Genomic DNA, 24,457 nt, shown 5'->3' with positions numbered 1-24,457 from the left:
GGTGCGTGCAGGACAACGGCGCGGGGCGGGTGCGGCGGGCGCCGAGGGCCGCTGGGGCCCGCCCGGCGACGGGCCCGGCCCGGCCGGGCGCGCCGCCTCGGCGGCGGCCGCGCTGGCCACGGCACTGATCCTGACCGCCTGCGGCGCCCCTGTGGGCCCCGGCGGCGACCAGGCGGGCGTGCGGAGCCGCCCGGCCGCCGGCGCCGGGACCTCCGCCGCGCCCCTCACACCCCTGGCCCCGCTGCCCGAGGGGGTCACCGTCGTCGCCGAGAACCCGCCCGGCGAGGACCCCGACCGCGCGGCCGTCGCGGCGGTCGTGGAGCTCCAGGCCGCGCTGCTGCGCGCGCTGCACGGCGGCGACGAGGACGCCGTGCTGGCCCGCGCCGTGCCCGGCTCGCCGGCGGCCGGCACCCTGAGCGACCGCCTGGCCGAGGACCGCCCGGCACCGGCCGGCCGGTTCGTCTTCCACCACATCGCGGTGGGCCGCTACACCCCCGACCTGGTGCAGATCGACGCCTGCCTGGACCAGACCGCCGTGGTGCCCGCGCCGACCGAGCCCATCCAGTGGACGGGGTTCACCATGCGCCGCGACGGCGACGGCTGGCGCGCCGCCGCCATCCTCACCGACCCCGTGGGCCTGCTCCCGGACGGCCCCTGCGGCACGTAAGCGCCCCCGGCCCAATCCGGTGCGGGTTTCCCGCGCCCGCTCCCGTGTCCCTCCGGCCCCGGGACGGTGAGGGGCAGTGGGTCGGACGGGCCGGTGCGGCGGGGTGGGAAAAGCGCTTCGGCGTGGCCGTGCGCCGCTGGTAGCGTGGCGGGTATGCCGACCGGAAGCCTGTTCCTCTAGCCGTCCGCTCCACCGGTGCGCGACCGGGGCCTACCGCCCCCGGTCGGTGGCGCGTGGGCGCATCGCCCCGCCACCGTTCGCGTCCGGTGCCTCCGGTGACCCTTCACCCGAACCACCGAGAAACGAGCGCTGGAACATGACCGACGGCACCTCCGCTTTCCGTGCCCGCCACTGGCTGGCACCGCACACCACCGTCCTCGGCGGGCTCGACCCCGACGCCCCGCTGGACGACCTCGAACCCCTGCGCGCCGTGATCGGCGACGCCCGCGTCGTCGCCGTGGGCGAGGGCGCCCACTTCGTCCGCGAGTTCGGCGCCGCCCGGCGGCGCCTGGTGCGGTTCCTCGCCGAGCGCTGCGGGTTCACCGTCCTCGCCTTCGAGTACGGGTTCGCCGAAGGGCTCGCCCTGCAGCGGTGGCTCGACGCCGACACCGGCGCCGACGGCCCGGCCGAAGCCGGCGGCACCGCCAACGCCGGGCTGACCCCCGACATGGGGCACTGGCTGCGCCGCCACAACCGCACCAGCGGCCACCCGCTGCGGTTCGTCGGCGTCGACGTCCCCGTCGCCGGCGGCCGCCTGCGCCCGGTGCTGGAGCCGCTGGCCGACTACCTGCGCGAGGTCGACCCCGAGGCGCTGCCCCGGGCCGAGGCCGCGCTGGCCCTGGCCGACCGGTTCGGCGGGGAGTCGGTGGCCGCCGCCGCCCCCGCCTGGGCCCGCCTGGAGGCGGCCGACCGCGACGCCCTCACGGCGGCGCTGGCGCGGCTGCTGCTGCGCGTGCGCGCGCTGGAGCCGGTCTACGTCGAGCGCGGCGGCGCCGACCGCTACGCCACCGCGCTGCGCCTGCTGGAGGCCGCCACGCACACCGACTACATGTTCGGCGCCATGAGCGACCTCTTCGCCGGCGGCGGGCTGGGCTTCGACACCTCCGTGCGCGAGCACTACATGGCGCGGACGCTGCTGTGGCACCTGGACCGTGCCGCGCCGGGCACCCGGTTCGTCCTGGCCGCGCACAACAACCACATCCAGAAGACGCCGATCACCGGCGACCACACCGCCCTGCCCATGGGCCACCTCGTGCACCGGGAACTGGGCGCCGACTACCGCGCCGTCGCCCTGACCCACACCGCCGACCGGGTGCCGGAGATGTACCCCGACGACAGCGAGGCCGGGTTCAGCGTGGCCGAGGCCCCGCTGGCGCCGCCGCCCGAGGGCAGCGTCGAGGCCGCGATCGTCGAGGCGGGACACGGCGCCCACGCCGTCCTGGCGGACCTGCGCGGCGCGCCGGAGGGCCCGGCGGACCGGCTGGTGCGGATGCGGTCGCAGTCGGCGGTGATGGAGGTGCCCGTGCGCACGGCCTTCGACGCCGTGCTGTCGGTGCCCGCGACCACCACCGAGGTGTCCATGCGCCTGGGCGGCTAGGGCGCGTCCGCGGATCCGCGCGGAACTCCCACCCGGCCGGCCGGAAACGACCGGGCCGGCCGGGGCGGGATGCCCTGCCGCTGCCGCTGCCGGCCCGGCCGGGGCGAAGGTCCTACGGTGGCCGCCGTCCCGGCCGGGCGCGGCCCCGGTCCCTGCCCGGCGCCCCGCCCGGGCGGTACCCGCCACGGGCGGGCATGGACCTCTCCAGAGAAGGCACTCGGGCGGGCCGCGCGGGCCGCCCCGCCCTCGGCCCCGAGCGGCCGGATCGGGGGTTCCGGCCGAGAGCGCCGGCCGGGCGCTAAGAAAGCGCAAAGATCGGCGGCGGCGGAAACTCCACCGGCTACGCAGCGCGTTGTCCATGAGCCGCTTTTGGCCGCCCCTCGCGCGCCGACCGGCAGCGCCCTTCGCGCCGGTCAGGCGCTGCTCCACCCGCATTCCCCGCGGGCCCGCGGGCGCCGCCGGGGCGCGCCCGATGGCACCCGCCCGGGCGGTGTGGTGCGGATTGTCCGGGCCGCCGCGCGGCGCGGGCCCGCCGCCGCCACCGCTCCCCGCGCGCCGCCGGGCTCCGTCCGGGGCCGCCCCGCCCGGCCGCCTCCGCCGCCCGGCCCGGCCCGGGCGGCGGCGCCTCCGTGGCCGGGGCCACATTTATCACGCCATGTAGTCATACGGTCTTGCCGCATCCCGGCGGCGGGTAGTGCTAGGTTCGACACCACCGCGGTCCCCGGTGCCCGGCGGCCGCTCCAGCGGCGCCCGCCCGCCGACCGCGGTCCCGACCGGCTGAGCCGACCGGTCCGCTGGGGAGTCCGAGCCGACCGCCGGCGTGCGGCCGCCGCGGTCGTTCGTCCACCGCCGCGCTCGGCGCAGCAGCCGACGCGCTCTACGAGGAAGGCACCTGACACGCCGTGCGTGAGTACGCGCTCACCTTCGTCATCGCCGTGGCGGTCACCTACCTGCTGACCCCGTTCGTCCGGCGCGCGGCGATCGCCTTCGGCGCGGTGCCCCCCGTCCGCGACCGCGACGTCCACACCGAGCCCATCCCGCGGCTCGGCGGGATCGCCATCTACGGCGGCTTCGCGGCGGCGCTGCTGATCTCCTACCGGCTCCCGCACCTGCAGGACGTGTTCGTCTACACCACCTGGCGGGGCCTGCTCCTGGCCGGCGGCGTGATCATGGTGATCGGCATCATCGACGACCGCTGGGGCATGGGCCCCATCCCCAAGCTCGCCGGGCAGACCCTGGCCGCCGGGATCATGGTGTGGTCGGGGGTGCAGATGCTGTGGCTGCCCATGCCCGGCACCCAGCTCTCCCTCGGGCCGTGGCTGGGCACGATGGTGTCGGTGCTGCTGATCGTGGTGACGATCAACGCCGTGAACTTCGCCGACGGGCTCGACGGCCTGGCCGCGGGGATCGTGGCGATCTCGGCGTTCGCGTTCTTCATCTACTACTACGTCGCAGCGGTGGACCAGGGCTTCGAACGGCAGTCCTACCCGGCGATGATCGCCATCATCCTGGCCGGGGTGTGCATCGGCTTCCTGCTGCACAACTTCAACCCGGCCCGGGTGTTCATGGGCGATACCGGGGCCATGCTGCTGGGCCTGCTGCTGGCCTCGATCACCATCACCGTGACCGGCCAGTTCTACCCCGAGGGCCGCACCAGCGTGCACGGCCTGGCGCTGTTCCTGCCGGTGCTGCTGCCGCTGCTGGTGATCGCCCTGCCGCTCGCCGACCTGGTGCTCGCCGTGGTGCGGCGCACCATGGCGGGCAAGTCGCCGTTCGCCCCGGACAAGAAGCACCTGCACCACCGGCTGCTGGAGTTGGGCCACTCCCACGCCCGCGCGGTGCTGCTCATGTACCTGTGGGCGGCGATCATCGCGTTCGCATCGGTCTCCCTTTCGGTCTTCGACAATCCGTTCGTGGTGCTGACCGTGACCCTCCTGGTGGCCGCCTGCGCCGTGGCGCTGATCACGATGCCGCGCCTGCGCCGCCGGGCCGAGGAGCGCGCCGCCCGCGAGCGCGACCAGGGCCGCGGCGCCCCGGCGGCGTCGGCGGGGGAGCGCCCGTGACCGCCCCGAGGCCGGCGCCAACGCGTCCAACGTCCCGAAACCGCGCGGGGTTCCCGCGCCGGACACCGTCTCCGGGAGGCAGAGCGGGGTAGATGCGCACATGATCCGCGGTGGTGTGACCGCGGTGACAATCGCGACAGGCGGGCGCGCTGAAGCGTGAGCGGCCGGTGACCACGGCAGGACAGGCGCGGGTAAGGTGGGCGTAAAGGCCACCCGCGTCCGGGTGCCCTAAACCTTGTGATAGCTTTCACGAGCAAGCACCCCAAGACAGCCACCGGAGCCTTATTCATGCAGGAACACGACGCCCGGATCCTCCGCGGCGCCGCGATTCCCACCGCTGCCGTGGGTGTGGTGGCCGCAGTGGCCGCCACCGTCACGGCGGGCGTTCCGGGGCTCATCGGCGCCGCCGTCGGCACGCTGCTGATCCTCGGCTTCTTCGCCGTGTCGGCCTTCGTGGTCTCCTGGACCGGCCAGCGCCACCCCCATCTGCTGCTGCCGATCGCGTTCGTGGTCTACACGACCAAGATCGGCGTGCTGGCGGTCGCGCTGGTGCTGTTCGGCGGCACCACGGCGTTCGACCACATGTCGTTCGCGCTGACCTCGCTGGGCTGTGTCATCGCCTGGCTGACCGGTCAGGCGATCGTCAGTTCCCGCGTCCGCCAGTTGTACGTGGAGCCGGCGGGTGACGACACCGCGAACGCCGGGCCCGAGGCCGGTGCCGGGGTCGGGAACGACAGGTGAAACCGGTGGTTGCGCCCCTTCGGGGCGATGTGCGAGCAAGTTTCACTTACTGCTATCTTCCGGAGCGAGATGAACGATCGTCCAGCCCCCGGCGAGGCCCCGAAGTCGCCGGAGGCCGACGGGATGACGGTCTTCTCCTACCTGCTGGCAGGCCCGCTCGTCTTCGGCGGCGCGGGCTGGTTGGCGGACTGGCTGCTGGGGTTGCCGACGGTGTTCCTGCCGATCGGCGTGCTCCTCGGTATGGCGGGCGCGATCTATCTGATCGTGGTCCCCTACGTCCGCTCCTGAACGTCCACTCCGGTACCCCCGCGGCCCAGGGTCCGCGGTGCGGTGCCGCCGTATACATCGAGGATTGAGTTGCGTCACGACGAATGGGTTCGCCGTGAGGGAGCCCCACGAGGGAGCGTAGTGGTCGGCGCCGTCGCGCAGCCTGTCCGCACCGTCCGCGTAGCGAGCGAGGACCGGTGAACGTACACACCAACGGGAGTGCTGCCGTGCACAGTGCCGCCCAAGAAGAAGGCTGCCACATCTTCAACGACTTCGGATGTGGGTTCCAGGCCCCCACCACGGAGCTCTTCTTCCCCGCCCCCTGGGTGGAGTTCGGCCTTCCCGGCACGTCCGGAATCACCAAGTACCTGCTGGTCCTGATCATCGCCACGCTGGTGTCGATGGCGTTCTGGTACTTCACCACGCGCAACCCCAAGGTGGTCCCCACCCGGGCGCAGAGCGTCGCCGAGCTGTTCGTGGGCTTCGTGCGGGACCAGATCACGCGCAACACCATGGGCAAGGCGGGCGACAAGTACATCCCGCTGATGGTCACCCTGTTCATCTTCATCTTCACGATGAACGTGATGGGTCTGATCCCCGGCCTGCAACTGCCCGTCACCAGCAACCTGGCCTTCCCCGCGGTGCTGGCGCTCTTCATCTACATCCTGTGGAACGCGGTGGGCATCCGCCGCCACGGGGTGGGCGCCCACTTCAAGGCGCGCATGGTGCCCGCCGGGGTCCCCGGCTACCTGCTGCCGGTCGTGGTGCCGATCGAGGCGATCTCCAACTTCGTGATCCGGCCCTTCACCCACGCGGTCCGGCTCTTCGCGGTGATGTTCGCAGGCCACCTGCTGCTGGCGGTGTTCGCGGCCGCCGGGTTCTACATGTTCAACCCCATGACCCCCATGGGCCCGCTGCTGGGCGGCGTGTCGGTGCTCTACTCCGGCATCGCGCTGTTCGGGTTCCTGGTGTTCACGGTGTTCGAGCTGTTCATCATGGCCGTCCAGGCCTACGTGTTCGTCCTGCTCGCCTCGGTCTACATCGGCGAGGCGATGGAGGGTGCGCACTAGCGGCCCTCCCCGCGCGGGACCCGCGTGCGCCGTCTCGACCCCTAGTCCGCTTGTCCGCAAGTAGCAACGTCAGTCCGGCGGAACCCATACCCGTCGGCGTGTTCGAGTAAAGGGAAATCAATGGAAATCACCGGTAGCCTCGCGACCATCGGTTACGGCCTCGCCGCCATCGGCCCCGGTATCGGTGTCGGTCTGATCTTCGGTATGGGCGTGCAGGCCATCGCCCGCCAGCCCGAGGCCCGCGGCATGCTGCAGACCCAGATGATCTTCGGCTTCGCGGTCGTCGAGGCGCTGGCCATCCTCGGCTTCGTGCTCGCGCTGATCCAGCAGTAGACCGCATATTCGACCTAGGAGATGCCGGCCATGATTTTGGCGCAAGGGCACGAGGAGCCCAACATCCTGCGGATCCACTGGGACGAGTTCACCTTCGGCGTGATCGCCTTCGCGCTCTTCGCCCTGGTGGTCTACCGCATGTGGCCGCGGCTGATGGCCGCTCTCGACGAGCGCGCCAACCAGATCGAGGGCGGCATCGAGCGCGCCCAGAAGGCCGAGGCGGAGGCGGAGGAGATCCGCCAGCAGTACCGCGAGAAGCTGGAAGAGGCGCACCGCGAGTACGCGCGGGAGCTGGAGAAGGCCAAGGAGCAGCGGGCGGCGATCATCGCCGAGGCGCGCGAGGAGGCCCAGGCCGAGGCGCAGCGGATCCTCGACGCCGCGCACGCGCAGATCGAGGCCGACCGCCAGCACGCCTTCGCCCAGCTGCGCGGTGAGATCGGCGCCCTGTCGACCGACCTCGCCGCCCGCATCGTCGGCGAGACCCTCGCCGACACCGCCGCCCAGAACCGCGTCATCGACCGGTTCCTGGACGAGCTGGAGCGGAGCGACACCGCATCCCAGGCCGAGGTGCGCTGATGCGAGGTATCAGCCGCACCTCCCTGGAGACGGTCGACGAGCGGCTGGGATCCGTTCTGGCCTCGGCCGACACCGCCGCCCTGGGCCGCGAGCTGTTCGAGGTCGCGGCCCTGCTGGACCGGGAGCACACCCTCCGGCGGTGGCTGGCCGACCCGGCCAACCCCGCCGAGGGCAAGTCCGGCCTGGCGGGGAACCTCCTGGAGGCCAAGGTGTCGCCCGCCACCATCCTGGTGGTCGGCGACATCGTCCAGGCCCGCTGGTCCAACCCGCGCGACCTGGTCGCCGCGGTGGAGCGGGCGGCCGTCTTCGCGACGGTCGCCGGCGCCGAGGGCGAGCAGCGGCTGGGCGAGGTGGAGGACGAGCTGTTCCGGTTCGGCCGGATCCTCTCCGGTGAGCCCGAGCTGCGCGCCGCGCTGACCAACGAGGCCGCCACCCCGGCCGCGAAGGCGGAACTGGTGGGCTCGCTGCTCGGCGGCAAGTCCGATCCCGCCACGTCCGCCCTGGTCACCGAGGTCGTGACCCGTCCCCGGGGACGTACCCTGGAGCAGGGCCTGGAGTACTACGGGCAGCTCGTGGCCGAGCGCGCGCAGCGGTACGTCGCCCTGGTGCGCACGGCCGTCGCGCTCAGCGACGCTCAGCAGGAGCGGCTGCGCACCACCCTCTCGCGGGCCTACGGCCGGCCGATCCACCTGAACATCGACGTCGACCCCAAGGTCCTGGGTGGCCTGTCCATCCGCGTGGGCGACGAGGTCATCGACGGCACGATCGCCGGGCGGCTGAGTGAGGTCCGGCGCCGCCTGGCCGGCTGAGGCGACGATCCACCCCCAAGCACAACGCACCGGCGCCGGGCAACGCGGCGCCATTCGAGAGCAAGGACATACGTGAGATGGCGGAGCTGACGATCCGGCCGGAGGAGATCCGGAACGCGCTGCAGCGCTTCGTCCAGTCGTACGAGCCCGACGCCGCCGCACGCGAGGAGATCGGAACCGTCACCTACTCCGGTGACGGAATCGCGCGCGTCGGTGGCCTTCCCTCGGCGATGGCGAACGAGCTGCTGCAATTCGAAGACGGCACCCTGGGCCTGGCCCAGAACCTGGAGATCGGCGAGATCGGCGCCATCGTCCTGGGCGACTTCACCCACATCGAGGAGGGCCAGGCGGTGCGCCGCACCGGCCAGGTGCTCTCGGTGCCGGTGGGCGACAACTACCTCGGCCGGGTCGTGGACCCGCTGGGCAACCCGATCGACGGCCAGGGCGAGATCGAGACCACCGAGCGTCGCGACCTCGAACTCCAGGCCCCCTCGGTCATGAAGCGGCAGCCCGTGGGCGAGCCGATGCAGACCGGTATCAAGGCCATCGACTCGATGACCCCGATCGGCCGCGGCCAGCGCCAGCTCATCATCGGCGACCGCCAGACCGGCAAGACCGCGATCGGCATCGACACGATCATCAACCAGAAGTCCAACTGGGAGTCGGGCGACCCCAAGAAGCAGGTCCGCTGCATCTACGTCGCCGTCGGCCAGAAGGGCTCCACCATCGCCGGCGTGCGCCGCGCGCTGGAGGAGTCCGGCGCGATGGAGTACACCACCATCGTCGCCGCCCCGGCCTCCGACCCCGCCGGCTTCAAGTACCTGGCGCCCTACACCGGTTCGGCCATCGGCCAGCACTGGATGTACGACGGCAAGCACGTGCTGATCGTCTTCGACGACCTCACCAAGCAGGCCGAGGCCTACCGCGCGGTGTCGCTGCTGCTGCGCCGCCCGCCGGGCCGCGAGGCCTACCCCGGCGACGTGTTCTACCTGCACTCCCGGCTGCTGGAGCGCTGCGCCAAGCTCTCCGACGAGATGGGCGCGGGCTCGATGACCGGTCTGCCGATCATCGAGACCAAGGCCAACGACGTGTCGGCCTACATCCCCACCAACGTCATCTCCATCACCGACGGCCAGGTCTTCCTGGAGACCGACCTGTTCAACCAGGGCCAGCGCCCGGCGATCAACGTCGGTGTGTCGGTGTCGCGTGTCGGTGGCGCCGCCCAGACCAAGGCCATCCGCAAGGTCACCGGTTCGCTGCGGCTGGGCCTGGCCCAGTACCGCGAGCTGCAGGCGTTCGCCGCGTTCGGCTCCGACCTCGACGCGGTCTCCAAGGCGCAGCTGGAGCGCGGTGAGCGGCTGATGGAGCTGCTCAAGCAGGGCCAGTACGCCCCCTTCCCGATGGAGAAGGAGGTCGTCTCGATCTGGGCGGGCACCACCGGCCAGCTCGACGACGTCCCCGTCGAGGACGTCCGCCGCTTCGAGGAGGACTTCCTGGACTACCTCTCCCGGGAGCACGGCAAGATCCTCGACAACATCCGCGAGAGCGAGAAGTTCGAGGACGAGACCGAGGCCGCGCTCAAGGAGGCCATCGCGGACTTCAAGGCCACCTTCCAGACCTCGGCCGGCACCGTGCTGGGCACCGAGGAGGAGGCCGAGGCGCTTGAGGAGAGCCAGGTCGGCCAGGAGACCATCAAGGTCGCCAAGAGTTCCGGGAAGTAGCCCATGGGAGCACAGCTTCGCGTCTATCGCCGGCGGATCCGCTCGACAAAGTCGATGGCGAAGATCACCCGGGCGATGGAGCTGATCGCCACCACCCGCATCTCCAAAGCGCAGCGGGCGGTCGAGGCGGCGGGTCCCTACGCCCGGGAGATCACCAGGGCGGTGTCGGCACTGGCGCAGCGCGTCACCGACCACCCGCTGCTGACCGAGTCGGAGAACCCGACCCGGGCGGCCGTCCTGGTCATCACCAGCGACAAGGGGCTCGCCGGCGCCTACACGGCCAACGCGATCAAGGAGTCCGAGCGCCTGAGCGCGCTGCTGCGCAACCAGGGCAAGGACGTCGTCCAGTACGTCGTGGGCCGCAAGGGCGTCGCGTTCAACCAGTTCCGGCAGCGCGCCATGGAGCGGACGTGGGAGGGCATCACCGAGCGCCCGTCCTACGCCGACGCCAAGGAGATCGCGTCGGTGCTGATGGACCGGTTCACCAAGGACAGCGCGACCGAGGACGGCGTGGACGAGATCCACATCGTCTCCACCGAGTTCGTCTCGATGCTCACCCAGAACGCGGCGTCCCACCGGGCGCTGCCGCTGGAGGTGGAGGAGGTCGACGCCGAGGTGCTGGAGGCCGAGCAGGGCGGTCCGCTGCCCCTGTACGACTTCGAGCCCTCCGCCGAGGAGGCGCTGAACCAGCTCCTGCCCCAGTACGTCACCAACCGGATCTATTTCGCGCTCCTGGAGTCGGCCGCATCGCAGCAGGCGTCGCGCCGCAACGCCATGAAGGCGGCGACCGACAACGCCGAGGAGCTTGCCAAGACCCTGACCCGCCAGGCCAACCAGGCCCGCCAGGCGGAGATCACCAACGAGATCAGCGAGATCGTCGGCGGCGCTGACGCGCTCGCCGCTGCCCGCGCGGGAAGTGAGTAAGAGAAGTGACTGCGACTGTTGAAGGGACGGCCACGCCTGGCACGGCCACCGGGCGCATCGCCCGGGTCACCGGCCCGGTCGTCGACGTGGAGTTCCCCGCCGACGCCCTCCCGCCCATCTACAACGCCCTCCACACCGATGTCACCCTCGGGGGCGAGACCAAGACGCTGACCTTGGAGGTCGCCCAGCACCTCGGCGACAACCTGGTCCGCACCATCAGCCTCGCCCCGCAGGACGGCATGGTCCGCGGCGCCGAGGTCCGCGACACCGGCGGCCCCATCACCGTGCCCGTGGGCGACGGCGTTAAGGGCCACGTGTTCAACACCCTGGGCGAGTCCCTGGACGTGCCGACCTCGGAGCTGAAGGTCACCGAGCGCTGGCCGATCCACCGCAAGGCCCCGGCCTTCGACCAGCTGGAGTCGAAGACCGAGATGATGGTGACCGGCATCAAGGTCATCGACCTGCTCACGCCCTACGTGCGCGGCGGGAAGATCGGCCTGTTCGGCGGCGCCGGCGTGGGCAAGACCGTGCTCATCCAGGAGATGATCACGCGTATCGCCCGCAACTTCGGCGGTGTGTCGGTGTTCGCCGGTGTGGGCGAGCGCACCCGTGAGGGCACCGACCTGTTCCTGGAGATGGACGAGATGGAGGTCCTCCAGGACACCGCCCTCGTCTTCGGCCAGATGGACGAGCCGCCGGGCACCCGGCTGCGCGTGGCGCTGTCCGCGCTGACCATGGCGGAGTACTTCCGCGATGTGCAGAACCAGGACGTGCTGCTGTTCATCGACAACATCTTCCGGTTCACCCAGGCAGGCTCGGAGGTCTCGACCCTGCTGGGCCGCATGCCCTCCGCGGTGGGCTACCAGCCCAACCTGGCCGACGAGATGGGCATCCTGCAGGAGCGGATCACCTCGACCCGCGGCAACTCGATCACCTCGATGCAGGCGATCTACGTCCCCGCGGACGACTACACCGACCCCGCTCCGGCGACCACGTTCGCCCACCTGGACGCCACCACCGAGCTGTCCCGCCCGATCTCGCAGAAGGGCATCTACCCGGCGGTGGACCCGCTGGCGTCGACCTCGCGCATCCTCGACCCGCAGTACGTGGGCCAGGAGCACTACGACGTCGCCCAGCGCGTGATCGGTATCCTGCAGCGCAACAACGACCTGCAGGACCAGATCGCGATCCTGGGTATCGACGAGCTGTCCGAAGAGGACAAGATCATCGTCGAGCGGGCGCGCCGCCTGGAGCGGTTCCTCTCGCAGAACATGTTCGTCGCCGAGAAGTTCACCGGCAACCCGGGCGTGTTCGTTCCGCTGGAGGAGACCATCGCCTCGTTCAAGGCGGTCTGCGACGGCGAGTACGACCACCTGCCCGAGCAGGCGTTCCTCGACGTCGGCAACATCGAGATGGCCGTCGAGAAGGCCAAGACGCTGCAGGGCTAGGCGCTTCGCGGGACGCGGCCGGCCGGTTCGGCCGGCCGCGTCCCCGTGAAACCGCCCACGAGCAGAGGAGTTTGTGGCAGTGTCGAAGAAGCTTTTCGTCGAGATCGTCTCGCCCGAGCGCGAGCTGTGGGCCGGCGAGGGCGACATGGTCATCGCCAAGACCACCGAAGGCGAGGTCGGCGTGATGCCCGGGCACACCCCGGTGCTGGCGCTGCTCGCGCCGGGCGCGGTGGTGCGGGTGCTCGGCGGCCGCGAGAACGGCGAGGTCCGGGCGGCGGTGCACGGCGGCTTCATGGTCGTGTCCCAGGACAACCGGGTCTCGATCCTGGCCGAGGTCGCCGAGTTGGCCGAGGACATCGACGTCGAGCGCGCCAAGGCGGCGCTGCGCGACGTGGAGTCCGGGGGCCTGTCGCCCGAGGACGTGGAGAGCCTGGCGCGGGCCGCGCGGGCGCGCAGCCGCCTCCAGGCCGTCGGCGAGACCGTCTGAGCGGCGGGCCGAGCGAGGAGAGGCGTCAGTGCGGGAGCGGATACTGGGCCAGGCGTGGTTTCTCGTCGCCGAATGGGTCTTCATCGCGCTCCTGGTGCTGACGCTGCTGGGCCTGCTCGCCGTCACCGGTCGGCGGTTCGTCCTGGAGCGGGGCGGCGGCGGTGTCGAGTGCTACCTGCGCGTCGGGGCGGGGCCCCGCCCAACCCCCTGGCGCATGGGGTTCGGGCGCTACGGCAGCCAGGAGTTGCGCTGGTACCGGATCTTCTCCCTGTGGCCGCGGCCGACAGCACACCTGTCGCGCCGCGGCCTCGTCGTTATGAACCGGCGCACGCCCACGCCGGCCGACCTGACCGAGCTGACGATGGACCTGGTGGTCGTGGAGGTCGGCTGGCTGGCCGCCGACGGCTCCGACCCCAAGGAGCCGGTCTATGAGCTGGCGATGACCGAGGGCGCGCTCACCGGGTTCCTGTCGTGGCTGGAGTCGATGCCGCCGGGGACCCACTGGGAGTCCTAGGCCGTGCACGTGCCCGCCGGTGCGCCGGGGGCGCCCCTTCCGCGACAGGGCGCGGCCGCCCGCCTAGGCTGGCCCCATGATCGTGGCATTCTCAGTGAGTCCGATGGGAACCGGCGACTCGGTCGCCCCGGCGGTGGCGCGCGCCGTGCGCGTGGTGCGTGAGAGCGGCCTGCCCAACCGTACCGACGCGATGTTCACCAGCGTCGAGGGCGAGTGGGACGAGGTCATGGACGTCGTCAAGCGGGCGGTGGCCGCCGCGGGCGAGGGCGCCTCGCGGGTCAGCCTGGTGCTGAAGGCCGACATCCGCGAGGGGATGACCGACGGCCTGACCGGCAAGGTCGAGGCGGTCGAGCGCGAACTCGCCGAGGGCGCGGGCTAGCCCGCGCCAAAGCGGCGGTGGGCGCGCGGCGCGCGCGGGCGCGCACGGCCGTCCCACCGCCGCTCACCGCTGCTCGGGACGCCGGCTCAGCGTTCGCCGCCCGGCTTCCACAGCACCTCGGTCCCGTGCGGGGCCAGCACCCGGCACAGGACGAACAGCAGGTCGGAGAGCCGGTTGAGGTAGCGGGCGGTCAGCGGGTTGACCGTGTCGCCGTGCGCCTCGATCGCCGCCCAGGCGGAGCGCTCGGCGCGGCGGACGACCACCCGTGCGGTGTGCATCAGGGCGACCGCCGGCGTGCCGCCGGGCAGCAGGAAGCTGCGCAGGGTCGGCAGGTCGGCGTTGTAGCGGTCGCAGTCGGCCTCCAGGCGCTCGACGTAGGCCGGCTCCACGCGCAGCGGCGGGTACTCGGCGGTGTCGTCGGAGGGCACCACCGGCCGGGACAGGTCGGCGCCCAGGTCGAACAGCTCGTTCTGCACCCGGCCCAGGACGGCGCGGACGTCGTCGGGGATGTCGCCGCCCAGCGCGAGCGCGGTGCCGATGGCGGCGTTGGCCTCCTCGACGTCGGCGTAGGCGGCCAGGCGGAGGTCGGTCTTGCGGGTGCGGCTCAAATCGCCCAGGGCGGTGCTTCCGTCGTCGCCCACGCGGGTGTAGATCCGGGAGAGCACGACCGGGGAGTCGGGGTCGCGGTGGTTGGTCATGGCGCCAACTCTAGGCGGCGCGCCCCGCGCGCGGCGGCGGCGTCCGCGGATAACCGTTCGGCATCAGTGGGTGTGGGCCCAACGCGGTGCTGATACCTTATGGAGTGGGTGAACTACTCAGAGTAGTTATCCGGATCGCCGGGCGCGCGGTGCTGTTCGGGTGTGAACAGCGGGGGCCATTCGACCAACCAGCGCGCGCCGGCGCGAGCGGCGCGCCGCGACCGCTGGGGTGGATGGCCGGGGTCGGGGGGCCGGGCCATCCACCCTGGTAGGGGGGAGCATTCGCGGCGCGCGGCACCGGCCGGCCGGCCGCGCCTACCGCAGGGCGGCGGGTCCGGCCACACGGAGCGCCCGTGGACGAGGCGCATCACCTCGTCCACGGGCGCCGTCTGCGGTAGGACGGTTACCGCAGCCAGAGGTCGCCCTTGCGGGCCGGGTCGAACCCCTGGGCCTGGTAGGTCCGGGCCACGCCGTTCACCGGCAGGGTGCTGCGGGCGAAGGTCTCCACGGCGTAGGCCACGCCGTCGGAGAGCTGGTCCACGGCCTCCATGTTGACGTTGTCGAGGTCGTCCTGGGCGGTGTGGTAGTTGGGGTCGAAGTCCACCCCGGCCGTGCCGCCGTAGTACTCCACCTGCTGCTCGGTCTTGGTGCCGTCGCCGCCGCTGAACAGGCCGCCCGAGGGGATCCCCGCCTCGATGAAGGCGCTGTAGTCGGAGCGGCCGTTGAACGCCGTCGGCTCGGTGACCAGGCCGCGGTCGCTGAAGTAGTCCTCGAACGTCTTCTGGATGGCGGCCGAGCCCGAGGGCGGCGGCAGGGAGTCGTCCAGTTCGCCGCGGCCGTCGTAGACGAACCGGCCGTAGTTGGGCGAGCCGAGCATGTCGAAGTTCAGGTAGAGGGCGATCCGCTCGCGCTCGCGCTCGGACAGGCCCTCGACGTAGCGGGTCGAGCCGACCAGGCCCTCCTCCTCAGTGCCCCAGAACGCGAACCGCACGCGGTTGGCGGGGTCGTCCAGCTTGGCGAACTGCTGGGCGGTCTCCAGGACGGTGGCCACGCCGCTGCCGTTGTCGTTCATGCCGGGGCCCTCGGGGACGCCGTCGAGGTGGGCGCCGACCATGACCACGTTGTCGGCGCGGCCGCGGCGGCTGTCGGCGACGATGTTGTAGGAGGACTCCGCGCGGACCTCGGAGTCCACGGCAAGGCGCAGCTCCAGGCCCTCGCCGGCCGCCAGCAGCGCCTCGCCGGCGGCGGCGGTGGCGCCCACGACCGGAATGGCCGAGGTCTCGCCGACCGTGCCGTTGACCGGGCCCTCGACGTTGTTGATGACGACCACGCCGGCGGCGCCCGCGTCGGCGGCGTTCTGCGTCTTCTGCTGGAAGGTGCAGGTGCCGCGCATGATCAGCGCGATGGCGCCCTGGGGGAAGCCGGCGAAGTCCTCGGCGGCGCAGCCGCTCTCGGCGCTGCCGGTGTTGACCGCCACGGCCGGCGCGGTGACGTCGCCGGGCCCGGAGTAGCTCATGGTCGCGAAGTCGTCGGGGTAGGCGAACTCGCGCTGCTCGGGCGCGGTCTGGGCCAGGACGGGGTCGGAGTTCTCCACCCACAGCTCGTAGTCGTAGTCGATACGGCGCGGTTTGTAGCCCGCGCGCTTGAGCTGGTCGACCACGTAGTCGGCCGCGACGTCGTAGCCGGGGGTGTTGGTGGCCCGGTTGCCGCCGTTGTACTCGGCGATGGTGGAGAGGTTCTCCAGGTGCTCGCGGATGCCGTCGGGGGTGACCAGGGTCGGCAGCACCGCGTCGTCGGCGTGCGCCGTGCCGGGGGCCAGCCCGAGGCCGAGGGCGAGGACGACGGCGGAGCCGGCGCCGATCAGGCGCGTGGCGCCGCCGCGGCCCGTGCCGCCGGCGGGCCCGCGGCCGCTCAGGCGTCCGGTGCGGCGGGCCGACCGGGGGGATTGTCCAGGTTCACGGGTGGGCACTTGAGTCCTCCTGTGGGCGCGCCCTCTACCCGGGGTGATGGGGTGGGCGCAACTGGTGCGAGGTATCGAGAGCCTGTCACCGGGGTCGCGCCACAGCAAGACGATACGCGCATACTTGCCACATTCAGCCACACACCTTCCGTGATGTCGGAGTTGTGTGGTGTGATGAACGGTTCCCGCATTGGGGTGGTGGAAGCAGGAGCGTACCGGGGCCGATGGGCATGAGGCGCCCGCCGCCGCGTGAGGGACGCGGCGGCCGGTGTCCGCGGGGGTCACCCGGTTCGGACCGGGTGGCCAGGAGGGCGCCGGGCGCGCTCGGGCGGCCCGCCGCGAGCGCGGGCCGCGGGTGCCGGGGCGCTCAGAACAGGCGCGGGGTGTCGGGCTCGATGCCGCGCAGGGCGTCGTAGTCGAGGGTGACGCAGCCGATCCCGCGGTCGGTGGCCAGGACGCGCGCCTGCGGCTTGATCTCCTGGGCCGCGAAGATGCCGCGCACCGGGCTGAGCGCGGGGTCGCGGTTGAGGAGTTCGAGGTAGCGGGTGAGCTGCTCCACGCCGTCGATGTCGCCGCGCCGCTTCAGCTCCACGGCGACCGTGGCGCCCGAGCCGTCGCGGCAGAGGATGTCGACCGGGCCGATGGCGGTGGGGTACTCGCGGCGGATGAGGGTGTAGCCCTCGCCCAGGGTGGTGATGTGCTCGGCGAGCAGTTCCTGGAGGTGGGCCTCGACGCCGTCCTTCTGCAGGCCCGGGTCCACGCCCAGTTCGTGGGAGCTGTCGTGGCTGATCTCCTCGATGCGCAGGACCAGCTTCTCGCCGGACTTGCCGTGGGTGACCGTCCAGATCGGGGTGCCGTCGTCGTCGGCGGACTCGCGCACCGTGCACGGGGGGTTCATCCAGTTCAGCGGCTTGAACGCGCGGTCGTCGGCGTGGACGGACACCGAACCGTCGGCCTTGAAGAGGATGAGCCGGGGGGCCATGGGCAGGTGGGCGGTGAGGCGGCCGACGTAGTCGACGCTGCACCGGGCGATCACGAGTCTCACGCTGCACGATCCTAGCCGCGCGCGGGGACCGCCGCGGGAGCCGCCCGAGAGTGGGGTGTGGCGCGCCTCACGCCGTGCCGGGCGGGTGTTTCAGCGCTTTCGGTGGCGTCGATTGAAAACGATAACTATTTTCATATGGCGTCGAGGCTAGTCAGGTATGGCCTTGACGTCCCGTGACGTCTGTGCGCGCGGGGGCTAACGTCGCAGGAAGGTGCGCGAATCCGACCGGTTTCCCCCGGTCAGGGAGGGGTTCGCGCGGCGGTCTGCCACAGACCCACCGACTTAGTTAGATAGGGACATCCCATGTCGCTGACGGTTTCACCGGAACTTCTGAGCAAGGCGAGGCGCGGCCCGGTTTCGGACGCCGACTTCATCGCCTGCATCCAGGAGTCACTGCCGTACGCCTGGAGTGTGGTCAGCGGGGTCGCCGAGCGCGCCGCGACCGCCGAGGCCGGCTACGAGGCCAACGAGGTACCGCCGCCCGGCGAGGCCGAGCGCGGCCAACTCCTGCGCCTCCTTGCCAGCGACGCCATGCGCGGCGCCGTCGAGCGCCACTTCGGTATGCGCCTGGCCTTCCAGAACTGCCACCGGGTGGCCCTGTTCCGCCCCGAGGCCGACTCCGCCTACACCGACTTCGTCACCCCGCGGGCCCAACTGCTCAACCAGGAGCCCGAACTCGTCGACTGCTGAGGCGCGGCCGCGGCGCGTGCGCGCGCCGCGGCCCGGGCGGGGGCCGGCGCCGCCGGCCCCCGCCGCCGTTCCGCCCCGCCGCGGCCCCGCCCGGTCCCGCGCCCGCCACCGCCCGGCGCCGCCCGCGGGCACCGCCCCGTGACCCGCTGCACGACCCTCGGGCCGCCGCGTCGGGCTACCAACGCGTAAGGTGATCCCCATGCAGGAATTCGACAAGGTCGGTGTGGTCGGGCTGGGCACCATGGGCGCCGGTATCGCCGAGGTGTTCGCCCGCGCGGGTTTCCACGTGACAGGGGTCGAGATCGACGGCGCGGCGCTGCAACGCGGCCGCGCCCACGTCGAGCGCTCGCTGGCCAAGGCGGTCGACAAGGGCAAGCTCACCGCCGAGGAGGAGCGCACCATCCTCGGCCGCATCTCCTTCAGCACCGACCGCGCCGACCTGGCCGACGCGGACTTCGCCGTCGAGGCCGTGCCCGAGCGCATGGACCTCAAGCGCGACGTGTTCGCCGACCTCGACCGCATCTGCCCGCCGGGCACCATCCTGGCCACCAACACCTCCTCCCTGTCGGTCACCGAGATCGCCGCGCTGACCGGGCGCCCCGACAAGGTCGTGGGCCTGCACTTCTTCAACCCCGCGCCGGTGATGAAGTTGACCGAGGTGGTCGCCACCGTCTCCACCGCCCCCGCCACCGTCGCGGTCACCGCCGAGGTCGCCAAGCGCATCGGCAAGACCCCCGTGGTGGCCGGCGACCGCGCCGGGTTCGTCGCCAACGCGCTGCTGGTGCCCTACATCAACGACGCCGTCAGCGTCTACGAGCGCCGCCTGGCCTCGCGCGAGGAGATCGACACCGCCGTCACCAAGGACGCCGGCCTGCCCATGGGCCCGCTGACCCTGGCCGACCTGGTCGGCCTGGACGTCTGCCTGGCGGTCATGGACGTCCTGTGGGCGGAGTTCCGCTCGCCCCGGTTCGTCGCGGCGCCCCTGCTGCGGCGCATGGTCGCCGCCGGCCGGCTGGGCCGCAAGACCGGGCGCGGCTTCTACGTCTACGGCGGCGCCGACAACCCCGCCGAGGAGCCGCCCACCGGCGTCCTCGCCGAGCGGGTGCGCTCCGGCGCGCACGGGTTCGACCTCGCCGGCCTGCTGCTGGCCCCCCACATCGACGACGCCCTGCGGATGGTCGGCGACGGCTACGCCACCGCCCAGGACGTCGACACCGCCATGCGCTTCGGCTGCGGCTACCCCAAGGGCCCCCTCGAACTCCTCGACGAGCGCGGCGTCGACTGGGTCACCGGGGTGCTGGGCGGCATGGCCAACGCCCACCTGGCGTCGATCCAGTGGGCGCCGCTGCTGGTTGACCTCATGCGCGAGGGTCGCCAGTCCCTGCGCTGACACCGCCTTCGGCGGCGCGGGCGGAGCGCGCGCCGGTGGGCGGGCCGCTGCCCGGACCTCCCGGCGGCGCCCCTACCCTGGAGGGGTGAGCCCGCGCCGCAACACCTCCCGCCGCGGCGCCCTCCGCAAGGGGGGCGGCCGCCCGTCCGGTGACGACGACGCCCTGTTCCTGCGCATCACGGGCGGTCAGGCCCGCGAGAACGGCCCCGACGGCGAGTGGGTCATCCGCCGCATCAGCGGCGCGGCCGCCGCCAAGCACTACCGCTGCCCGGGCTGCCACCAGGAGATCCCGCCGGGCATGCCGCACGTCGTGGCCTGGCGGCCCTTCGGCGACGGCGAGGACCGCCGCCACTGGCACTCCTCGTGCTGGGAGCGGCGCACCCACCGGGGCGTGCGCCACCCCCGGCGCTGAACCCGCGCGGCGCGGGCCCGTCGGGCCGCCGCGCCGCTGCCGCCGCCCGACCTCTTCGACCCGCACCTCCACCGAACCGAGGAGCCATGCAGATCCGCGCCACCACGGTGCTGCCCGCCGAGCGCCGCGCCGTCACCCTGCACACCGCCGACGACCTGCGCCTGGTGGGCGAACTCGCGCTGCCGGAGGGCCGCGACCCCGTCGCCACGCTGGTGTGCCTGCACCCGCTGCCCACGGCGGAGGGGATGATGGACAGCCACGTGCTGCGCAAGGCGGCGTTCCGGCTGCCCGCGCTGGCCGACGTGGCCGTGCTGCGCTTCAACACGCGGGGCACGTCGTCGCGGCACGGCACCAGCGAGGGCGAGTTCGGCGAGGGCGAGACCGAGCGCTTCGACGTCGCGGCGGCCATCGAGTTCGCCGAGTTCGAGGGGCTGCCCGCGCCGTGGCTGCTGGGCTGGTCGTTCGGCACCGAACTGGCGCTGAAGTGGGGCTGCGACCCCGAGGTCGCGGGCGCGATCCTGCTGTCGCCGCCGCTGCACCGCGCCACCGACGCCGACCTGGACACCTGGGGGCGGTCGGGCAAGCCGCTGGTGGCGCTGGTGCCGGAGTTCGACGACTACCTGCGCCCCGACGAGGCCCGGCGGCGCTTCGCGCGCGTGCCCCAGGCCGAGGTCATCGGGGTGGAGGGCGCCAAGCACCTGTGGGTGGGCGAGCCGTACGTGCGCCGCGTGCTCAACGAGGTGGTCGAGCGCGTCGCGCCCAAGGCCGCGCCGCTGCCCCAGGAGTGGGACGGCCCCTACGAGCGCGACACCTTCAGCACCCCCGCCTGACCCGGGGCCCGGCCGGCGCGTCCGCGCCGCGGTCCGGAGCGCCCCGCGCACAACGGCGGCGGCCCCGCCCCCGGTGAGACCGGGAGCGGGGCCGCCGCCGTCGCGTTGCGGCCCGTAGGCCGCGGTGTCCTGGAAGCCGGGCAGGCTGTGGGGCCTACTCCTGCCACCAGTCTTCGTCGTCGTTGTTCTTGCGGCCCGAGGCGGCGCCGACCGGCTGGCGCGGGGAGCGCTGGCCGCCCTGGCCCTTGGACTCGATGGCCGCCGGAGGCTCGGCCGCGGCGACCGGGGCGGGCTCGGGAGCGACCGGGGCCGCGGGGGCGCCGCCGCCACCGCCCAGGAGCTGGCGCAGCTGGTCCAGGTGCGACTGGATGCTGTCGCGCTGGCGGCTGAGCTCGTCGACCTCGTGCTGGGCGATGCCGCGGATGCGCTCGGCCTCGGCCTTGGCGTCGCTGACCAGGTGCTCGGCCTTGGACTTGGCCTCGGCCGTGATCTGCTCGGCGTTCTTCTTGGCGTTGGCGACGAGCTGCTTGGCGTGCTGCTCGGCGTCGCGGCGGGTCTGCTCGGCCTGGGCACTGGCCTTGGTGGCGCGCTGCTCGGCGCTGGCGGCCCGCTCCTCGGCCTCGGCCACGAGCTTCTGAGTGGCGGCCTGGGCGGCGGCCAGCCGCTCGGCGTCCTGGCGCTCGGCCTCCTCGCGGCGGGCGGCGAGCTGGATCTCGAACTCCGCCTCCTCCTGGGCCCGCTTGGCCTCGCTCTCCTCAAGCAGGCGCTGGGCCTGGGCGCGCATCTCGTCGGCCTGGCGCTTGGCGGTCTGGAGGGTTTCGTCGCGCTCGCGCTTGGCGGAGGCGCGGGCCTGGGCGCACTCGCGCTCGGTGGTGGTGCGCAGCTTGGCGATCTCGCCCTCGAAGGTCGCCCGCTTCTCGGCGATCTCGTGGTCGACGGCCGAGCGCTTCTTCTGGACCTCGCGCTCGGTGGTGGAGGTCAGCTCGTCGGCCTCGCGGCGGGCGGTCGTGCGGATCTCATCGGCCTCGCCCTCGGCGGAGGCGCGCATCTCGTCGGCCTCGCGCTGGGCGCTGGCGCGCAGCTCGGTGGACTCGTTCTCGGCGGCCGAGCGCATCTCGGCGGCCTCGATCTTGGCCTCGGCCTTGATGTCGTTGGCCTCGGCGCGGGCGCCCTGGACGAGCTCGGTGGCCTGCTCCTCGGCGAGGCGCAGCAGCTGCTCGATGCGCGCGCCCAGACCGGAGTAGGTGGGGCGCTCCTGCTCCTGGAGCTGGCGCTTGGCCTCGGCAAGTTCGTTCCGCTGGCGGTCGGACTCTTCCCTGGCGCGCTGGAGCTCGGACTTCAGTTGGTCGACGAAGGAGAGGACCTGCTGCCGGTCGAAACCGCGCAGCACCACGTCGAACTCGGTGGCTTGGTTGCCTTCCTCGAAGAAATTGGTGAGCTGGGCTTCAATATCGGACGACGACATGTGGCGGAATCCTGAACGAGTGACGAGACGGCTTCTGGACGGATGTTCGTGTCGAGTCGAGGCGCGGGCGATGACGCTTCGGCACGTGCTGCCGCTCCTCTCGCCACGATCCGGCGGTTGTGCGGGTACCTCTCGGGGGAGGGTACTCCGACGAGCGGGGCCCGCGTTGGCGGTTCACTCCATTGATACGGAGATGCACGTTTTGTTCGGCCGTGGGCCGCGGACGCCGTTCGCGACGTGCCCGACTCGGCCGGCCGCGACGGGCGGGGGACGGTGGTCGTACCGGGAAACCCGGCAGCTAGCAGACTTTATCAAGCTCAACGCCCCGCGGAGGAGGGTTTCCGGCACACCGAACGGTTCCCGGTGCAAACGGCGGTGCCGAGACGTGCGGCGATGCCCAATGTGACGGTTTCGTTACACCTGGCCGACGCCTCCCGCGGGGTGGCGGGACGCGCCACGGGTCCAGTGACGCATTAACAGCATAGTGCCGCAAGAGGGCCAAACGCCCCGATGTGTGCTAAAGAAGGGCGGTCTGGACCGGTTCTTCCGGCGGCCCCGGCCGCGCGCCGGCGCCGCCGGACGGCGCGGCCCGGCGCTCCGCCTCACCCCTCGCCGCGGCCGCCGCCCTGGTCAGCGGCCTGCACCAGCTCGGTGAGGACCCCGCCGCAGTCCTTGGGGTGCAGGAACACGATCCGGGAGTCCATCGAGCCGTGCCGCGGGGCGGGGTCGAGCACGCGCACGCCCCTGCCGCCGACCTCCTCGGCGGCGCCCGCCACGTCGGCGGTGCCGAAGGCGATGTGGTGGACGCCCTCGCCGTGCCGGGCGAGGAACTTCGCGACGGGGGAGTCGTCGCGGGTGGGCTCCAGCAGTTGCAGGTAGGTGGCGCCGCCGTCGTCGGTGCCGTTGACGCGCAGCATGGCCTCGCGCACCCCCTGCTCCTCGTTGACCTCCTCGTGGGCCACCTCGAAGCCGTAGGTCCGGCGGTAGAACGCGATGCTCGCGTCAAGGTCCACGCAGGCGATTCCGACGTGGTCGATGCGGGTCAGCATGGGACTCCAACCTCCTCAAGCTGCGGCCGGGGGGCGTCTATGTATGGTGGCAGACGAGGTGTGGCGCGAAGTCGAAAGCCGCTCAAACACTACGGAGGCACGCCAATGCCCGGATCCGTCATCGTCAGTGGAGCGCGGACCCCCATCGGCCGGCTGCTGGGCTCCCTCGCCGGATTCTCCGCCGTCGACCTCGGCGGCTTCGCGATCAGGGCCGCCCTGGAGCGCGCCGGCATCCGCGGGGAGCAGGTCGACTACGTCGTGATGGGCCAGGTGCTCCAGGCCGGGCAGGGGCAGATCCCCTCCCGCCAGGCCGCCGTCAAGGCCGGTATCCCCATGAGCGTGCCCTCGCTGACCATCAACAAGGTGTGCCTGTCGGGCCTGGACGCGATCGCGCTGGCCGACCAGCTCATCGCGGCCGGGGAGTTCGACGTGGTCGTGGCCGGAGGCATGGAGTCCATGACCAACGCCCCCCACCTCCTGCCCAAGTCGCGGCACGGCTACAAGTACGGCTCGATCGAGGTCCTCGACGCCACCGCGCACGACGGCCTGACCGACGCCTTCGACGGCGACTCCATGGGCGCCTCCACCGAGCGGCACAACGCCCGCCTGGGGATCGGCCGCGCCGAGCAGGACGCGTTCGCCGCCCGCTCCCACCAGCGCGCCGCCGCCGCCGTCAAGGACGGCCGGTTCGAGGCCGAGATCGTGCCGGTGCGGGTGCCCCAGCGCAAGGGCGAGGACCGGCTGGTCACCGAGGACGAGGGCGTGCGGCCCGACACCACCGTCGAGACCCTGGCCCGGCTGCGCCCGGCGTTCTCGCCCGAGGGCACCATCACCGCCGGGTCGTCGTCGCAGATCTCCGACGGCGCCTGCGCGGTCGTCGTGATGAGCCGCGCCAAGGCCGAGGAGCTGGGCTGCGAGGTCCTGGCCGAGGTCGGCGCGCACGGCAACGTCGCCGGGCCCGACAACGCGCTGCAGTCCCAGCCCTCCAACGCCATCCGGCACGCGCTGGGCAAGGCCGGGTTCCAGGTCTCCGACCTCGACCTCATCGAGATCAACGAGGCGTTCGCCAGCGTGGCCGTGCAGTCGATGCGCGACCTGGGAATCGCCGAGGACTCCGACATCGTCAACCCCGACGGCGGCGCCATCGCCCTGGGCCACCCCATCGGCGCCTCGGGCGCGCGGCTGGCCCTGCACCTGGTCTACGAGCTGCGCCGCAGGGGCGGCGGCCTGGGCGCGGCGGCCCTGTGCGGGGGCGGCGGCCAGGGCGACGCGCTGCTGCTCCGCGTTCCGGGGGCCTGACCCCACCGGCCGGGCGGCCCGGC

25 protein-coding genes are annotated in these 24,457 nt (G+C 72.5%); 20 read left to right on the top strand and 5 right to left on the bottom strand.

The genetic code is table 11. The features are described from left to right. Position 1: 1 nt before the first annotated feature. From HNR12_RS10640 to HNR12_RS10570, 15 genes are all read left to right on the top strand, one after another. The gene (locus HNR12_RS10640; RefSeq protein ID WP_179767339.1) at positions 2-667 is read left to right on the top strand and encodes a hypothetical protein; all 666 of its coding nucleotides are present in this window, start codon (positions 2-4) and stop codon (positions 665-667) included. Positions 668-983: 316 nt separating this feature from the next. Beyond that, positions 984-2,264, top strand: a complete 1,281-nt coding sequence (locus tag HNR12_RS10635) for an erythromycin esterase family protein (RefSeq protein ID WP_179767338.1) — start codon at positions 984-986, stop codon at positions 2,262-2,264. A 902-nt stretch (positions 2,265-3,166) separates the two neighbouring features. Then, a complete protein-coding gene (locus tag HNR12_RS10630) occupies positions 3,167-4,327 on the top strand; it encodes an MraY family glycosyltransferase (RefSeq protein WP_179767337.1) in 1,161 nt (386 codons plus the stop codon). A gap of 288 nt (positions 4,328-4,615) precedes the next feature. Beyond that, entirely contained in the window at positions 4,616-5,068 is a 453-nt protein-coding gene (locus HNR12_RS10625; RefSeq protein ID WP_179767336.1) for a hypothetical protein, read from the top strand. Positions 5,069-5,137: 69 nt separating this feature from the next. Beyond that, the gene (locus tag HNR12_RS10620) at positions 5,138-5,356 is read left to right on the top strand and encodes an AtpZ/AtpI family protein (RefSeq protein ID WP_179767335.1); all 219 of its coding nucleotides are present in this window, start codon (positions 5,138-5,140) and stop codon (positions 5,354-5,356) included. Positions 5,357-5,562: 206 nt separating this feature from the next. Next, entirely contained in the window at positions 5,563-6,405 is an 843-nt protein-coding gene (gene atpB / locus HNR12_RS10615; protein WP_179770534.1) for a F0F1 ATP synthase subunit A, read from the top strand. A gap of 120 nt (positions 6,406-6,525) precedes the next feature. Next, positions 6,526-6,738 (top strand): ATP synthase F0 subunit C, encoded by a 213-nt coding sequence (gene atpE / locus HNR12_RS10610; protein WP_179767334.1) that lies wholly within the window; start codon positions 6,526-6,528, stop codon positions 6,736-6,738. Positions 6,739-6,759: 21 nt separating this feature from the next. Then, a complete protein-coding gene (gene atpF / locus HNR12_RS10605; RefSeq protein ID WP_179767333.1) occupies positions 6,760-7,314 on the top strand; it encodes a F0F1 ATP synthase subunit B in 555 nt (184 codons plus the stop codon). Continuing rightward, positions 7,314-8,123 (top strand): F0F1 ATP synthase subunit delta, encoded by an 810-nt coding sequence (locus tag HNR12_RS10600; RefSeq protein ID WP_179767332.1) that lies wholly within the window; start codon positions 7,314-7,316, stop codon positions 8,121-8,123. Before atpF ends, HNR12_RS10600 begins: the two co-directional genes overlap by 1 nt. Positions 8,124-8,200: 77 nt before the next feature. After that, the gene (gene atpA, locus HNR12_RS10595) at positions 8,201-9,844 is read left to right on the top strand and encodes a F0F1 ATP synthase subunit alpha (protein WP_179767331.1); all 1,644 of its coding nucleotides are present in this window, start codon (positions 8,201-8,203) and stop codon (positions 9,842-9,844) included. A gap of 3 nt (positions 9,845-9,847) precedes the next feature. After that, positions 9,848-10,768, top strand: coding sequence for a F0F1 ATP synthase subunit gamma (locus tag HNR12_RS10590; RefSeq protein ID WP_179767330.1), 921 nt, complete (start codon positions 9,848-9,850; stop codon positions 10,766-10,768). Between the two features lie 5 nt (positions 10,769-10,773). Further along, a complete protein-coding gene (gene atpD / locus HNR12_RS10585; RefSeq protein ID WP_179767329.1) occupies positions 10,774-12,216 on the top strand; it encodes a F0F1 ATP synthase subunit beta in 1,443 nt (480 codons plus the stop codon). Between the two features lie 79 nt (positions 12,217-12,295). Next, complete coding sequence (locus HNR12_RS10580; RefSeq protein ID WP_179767328.1) at positions 12,296-12,703, top strand: F0F1 ATP synthase subunit epsilon; 408 nt, start codon at positions 12,296-12,298, stop codon at positions 12,701-12,703. A 28-nt stretch (positions 12,704-12,731) separates the two neighbouring features. Beyond that, positions 12,732-13,217 carry a DUF2550 domain-containing protein gene (locus HNR12_RS10575; protein WP_179767327.1) on the top strand — a complete coding sequence of 162 codons (486 nt, stop codon included), beginning with the start codon at positions 12,732-12,734 and terminating at the stop codon, positions 13,215-13,217. A 76-nt stretch (positions 13,218-13,293) separates the two neighbouring features. Continuing rightward, entirely contained in the window at positions 13,294-13,596 is a 303-nt protein-coding gene (locus HNR12_RS10570) for an MTH1187 family thiamine-binding protein (protein WP_179767326.1), read from the top strand. A gap of 86 nt (positions 13,597-13,682) precedes the next feature. On the opposite strand, the gene HNR12_RS10565 is transcribed toward HNR12_RS10570, so the two are convergent. From HNR12_RS10565 to nucS, 3 genes are all read right to left on the bottom strand, one after another. Next, entirely contained in the window at positions 13,683-14,294 is a 612-nt protein-coding gene (locus HNR12_RS10565; RefSeq protein ID WP_179767325.1) for a cob(I)yrinic acid a,c-diamide adenosyltransferase, read from the bottom strand. Positions 14,295-14,697: 403 nt separating this feature from the next. Beyond that, positions 14,698-16,263: a M20/M25/M40 family metallo-hydrolase gene (locus HNR12_RS10560; protein ID WP_308118726.1), complete on the bottom strand. Its 1,566-nt coding sequence runs from the start codon at positions 16,261-16,263 to the stop codon at positions 14,698-14,700. Positions 16,264-16,621: 358 nt separating this feature from the next. Further along, complete coding sequence (nucS, locus tag HNR12_RS10555; protein ID WP_179767324.1) at positions 16,622-17,299, bottom strand: endonuclease NucS; 678 nt, start codon at positions 17,297-17,299, stop codon at positions 16,622-16,624. Positions 17,300-17,602: 303 nt separating this feature from the next. On the opposite strand from nucS, the gene HNR12_RS10550 reads away from it, so the two are divergent. The 4 genes from HNR12_RS10550 to HNR12_RS10535 all read left to right on the top strand — a co-directional run bounded on the left by HNR12_RS10550 (position 17,603) and on the right by HNR12_RS10535 (position 20,621). Continuing rightward, positions 17,603-17,989, top strand: a complete 387-nt coding sequence (locus HNR12_RS10550; protein ID WP_179767323.1) for an SCO5389 family protein — start codon at positions 17,603-17,605, stop codon at positions 17,987-17,989. Between the two features lie 199 nt (positions 17,990-18,188). Further along, complete coding sequence (locus tag HNR12_RS10545) at positions 18,189-19,379, top strand: 3-hydroxyacyl-CoA dehydrogenase (RefSeq protein ID WP_179767322.1); 1,191 nt, start codon at positions 18,189-18,191, stop codon at positions 19,377-19,379. Positions 19,380-19,464: 85 nt separating this feature from the next. Next, complete coding sequence (locus HNR12_RS10540) at positions 19,465-19,791, top strand: ATP/GTP-binding protein (RefSeq protein ID WP_179767321.1); 327 nt, start codon at positions 19,465-19,467, stop codon at positions 19,789-19,791. A gap of 86 nt (positions 19,792-19,877) precedes the next feature. Then, positions 19,878-20,621: an alpha/beta hydrolase gene (locus HNR12_RS10535; protein ID WP_179767320.1), complete on the top strand. Its 744-nt coding sequence runs from the start codon at positions 19,878-19,880 to the stop codon at positions 20,619-20,621. Between the two features lie 154 nt (positions 20,622-20,775). Here HNR12_RS10535 and HNR12_RS10530 read toward each other — a convergent pair whose 3' ends face one another. Together HNR12_RS10530 and mce are read right to left on the bottom strand one after the other, a co-directional pair. Beyond that, complete coding sequence (locus HNR12_RS10530) at positions 20,776-22,086, bottom strand: DivIVA domain-containing protein (protein ID WP_179767319.1); 1,311 nt, start codon at positions 22,084-22,086, stop codon at positions 20,776-20,778. A gap of 602 nt (positions 22,087-22,688) precedes the next feature. Next, positions 22,689-23,135 carry a methylmalonyl-CoA epimerase gene (gene mce / locus HNR12_RS10525; protein WP_179767318.1) on the bottom strand — a complete coding sequence of 149 codons (447 nt, stop codon included), beginning with the start codon at positions 23,133-23,135 and terminating at the stop codon, positions 22,689-22,691. A gap of 105 nt (positions 23,136-23,240) precedes the next feature. Between mce and HNR12_RS10520 the strand changes: the two genes are divergently transcribed. Then, positions 23,241-24,434 carry an acetyl-CoA C-acetyltransferase gene (locus tag HNR12_RS10520; protein WP_179767317.1) on the top strand — a complete coding sequence of 398 codons (1,194 nt, stop codon included), beginning with the start codon at positions 23,241-23,243 and terminating at the stop codon, positions 24,432-24,434. Positions 24,435-24,457 lie beyond the last annotated feature (23 nt).

The sequence above is a fragment of the Streptomonospora nanhaiensis genome (genome assembly GCF_013410565.1).
GTDB classification, from domain to species: domain Bacteria; phylum Actinomycetota; class Actinomycetes; order Streptosporangiales; family Streptosporangiaceae; genus Streptomonospora; species Streptomonospora nanhaiensis.
This window is presented reverse-complemented; position numbering and strand designations above follow the sequence as displayed.

Bases quoted from the DNA above. Each gene is read 5' to 3' on its own strand.
- HNR12_RS10635 (WP_179767338.1), top strand. From the start codon at position 984: ATGACCGACGGCACCTCCGCTTTCCGTGCCCGCCACTGGCTGGCACCG.
- HNR12_RS10625 (WP_179767336.1), top strand. From the start codon at position 4,616: ATGCAGGAACACGACGCCCGGATCCTCCGCGGCGCCGCGATTCCCACC.
- HNR12_RS10620 (WP_179767335.1), top strand. From the start codon at position 5,138: ATGAACGATCGTCCAGCCCCCGGCGAGGCCCCGAAGTCGCCGGAGGCC.
- atpE (WP_179767334.1), top strand. From the start codon at position 6,526: ATGGAAATCACCGGTAGCCTCGCGACCATCGGTTACGGCCTCGCCGCC.
- atpF (WP_179767333.1), top strand. From the start codon at position 6,760: ATGCCGGCCATGATTTTGGCGCAAGGGCACGAGGAGCCCAACATCCTG.
- HNR12_RS10600 (WP_179767332.1), top strand. From the start codon at position 7,314: ATGCGAGGTATCAGCCGCACCTCCCTGGAGACGGTCGACGAGCGGCTG.
- atpA (WP_179767331.1), top strand. From the start codon at position 8,201: ATGGCGGAGCTGACGATCCGGCCGGAGGAGATCCGGAACGCGCTGCAG.
- HNR12_RS10590 (WP_179767330.1), top strand. From the start codon at position 9,848: ATGGGAGCACAGCTTCGCGTCTATCGCCGGCGGATCCGCTCGACAAAG.
- HNR12_RS10570 (WP_179767326.1), top strand. From the start codon at position 13,294: ATGATCGTGGCATTCTCAGTGAGTCCGATGGGAACCGGCGACTCGGTC.
- HNR12_RS10565 (WP_179767325.1), bottom strand. From the start codon at position 14,294: ATGACCAACCACCGCGACCCCGACTCCCCGGTCGTGCTCTCCCGGATC.
- HNR12_RS10550 (WP_179767323.1), top strand. From the start codon at position 17,603: ATGTCGCTGACGGTTTCACCGGAACTTCTGAGCAAGGCGAGGCGCGGC.
- HNR12_RS10545 (WP_179767322.1), top strand. From the start codon at position 18,189: ATGCAGGAATTCGACAAGGTCGGTGTGGTCGGGCTGGGCACCATGGGC.
- HNR12_RS10535 (WP_179767320.1), top strand. From the start codon at position 19,878: ATGCAGATCCGCGCCACCACGGTGCTGCCCGCCGAGCGCCGCGCCGTC.
- HNR12_RS10530 (WP_179767319.1), bottom strand. From the start codon at position 22,086: ATGTCGTCGTCCGATATTGAAGCCCAGCTCACCAATTTCTTCGAGGAA.
- mce (WP_179767318.1), bottom strand. From the start codon at position 23,135: ATGCTGACCCGCATCGACCACGTCGGAATCGCCTGCGTGGACCTTGAC.
- HNR12_RS10520 (WP_179767317.1), top strand. From the start codon at position 23,241: ATGCCCGGATCCGTCATCGTCAGTGGAGCGCGGACCCCCATCGGCCGG.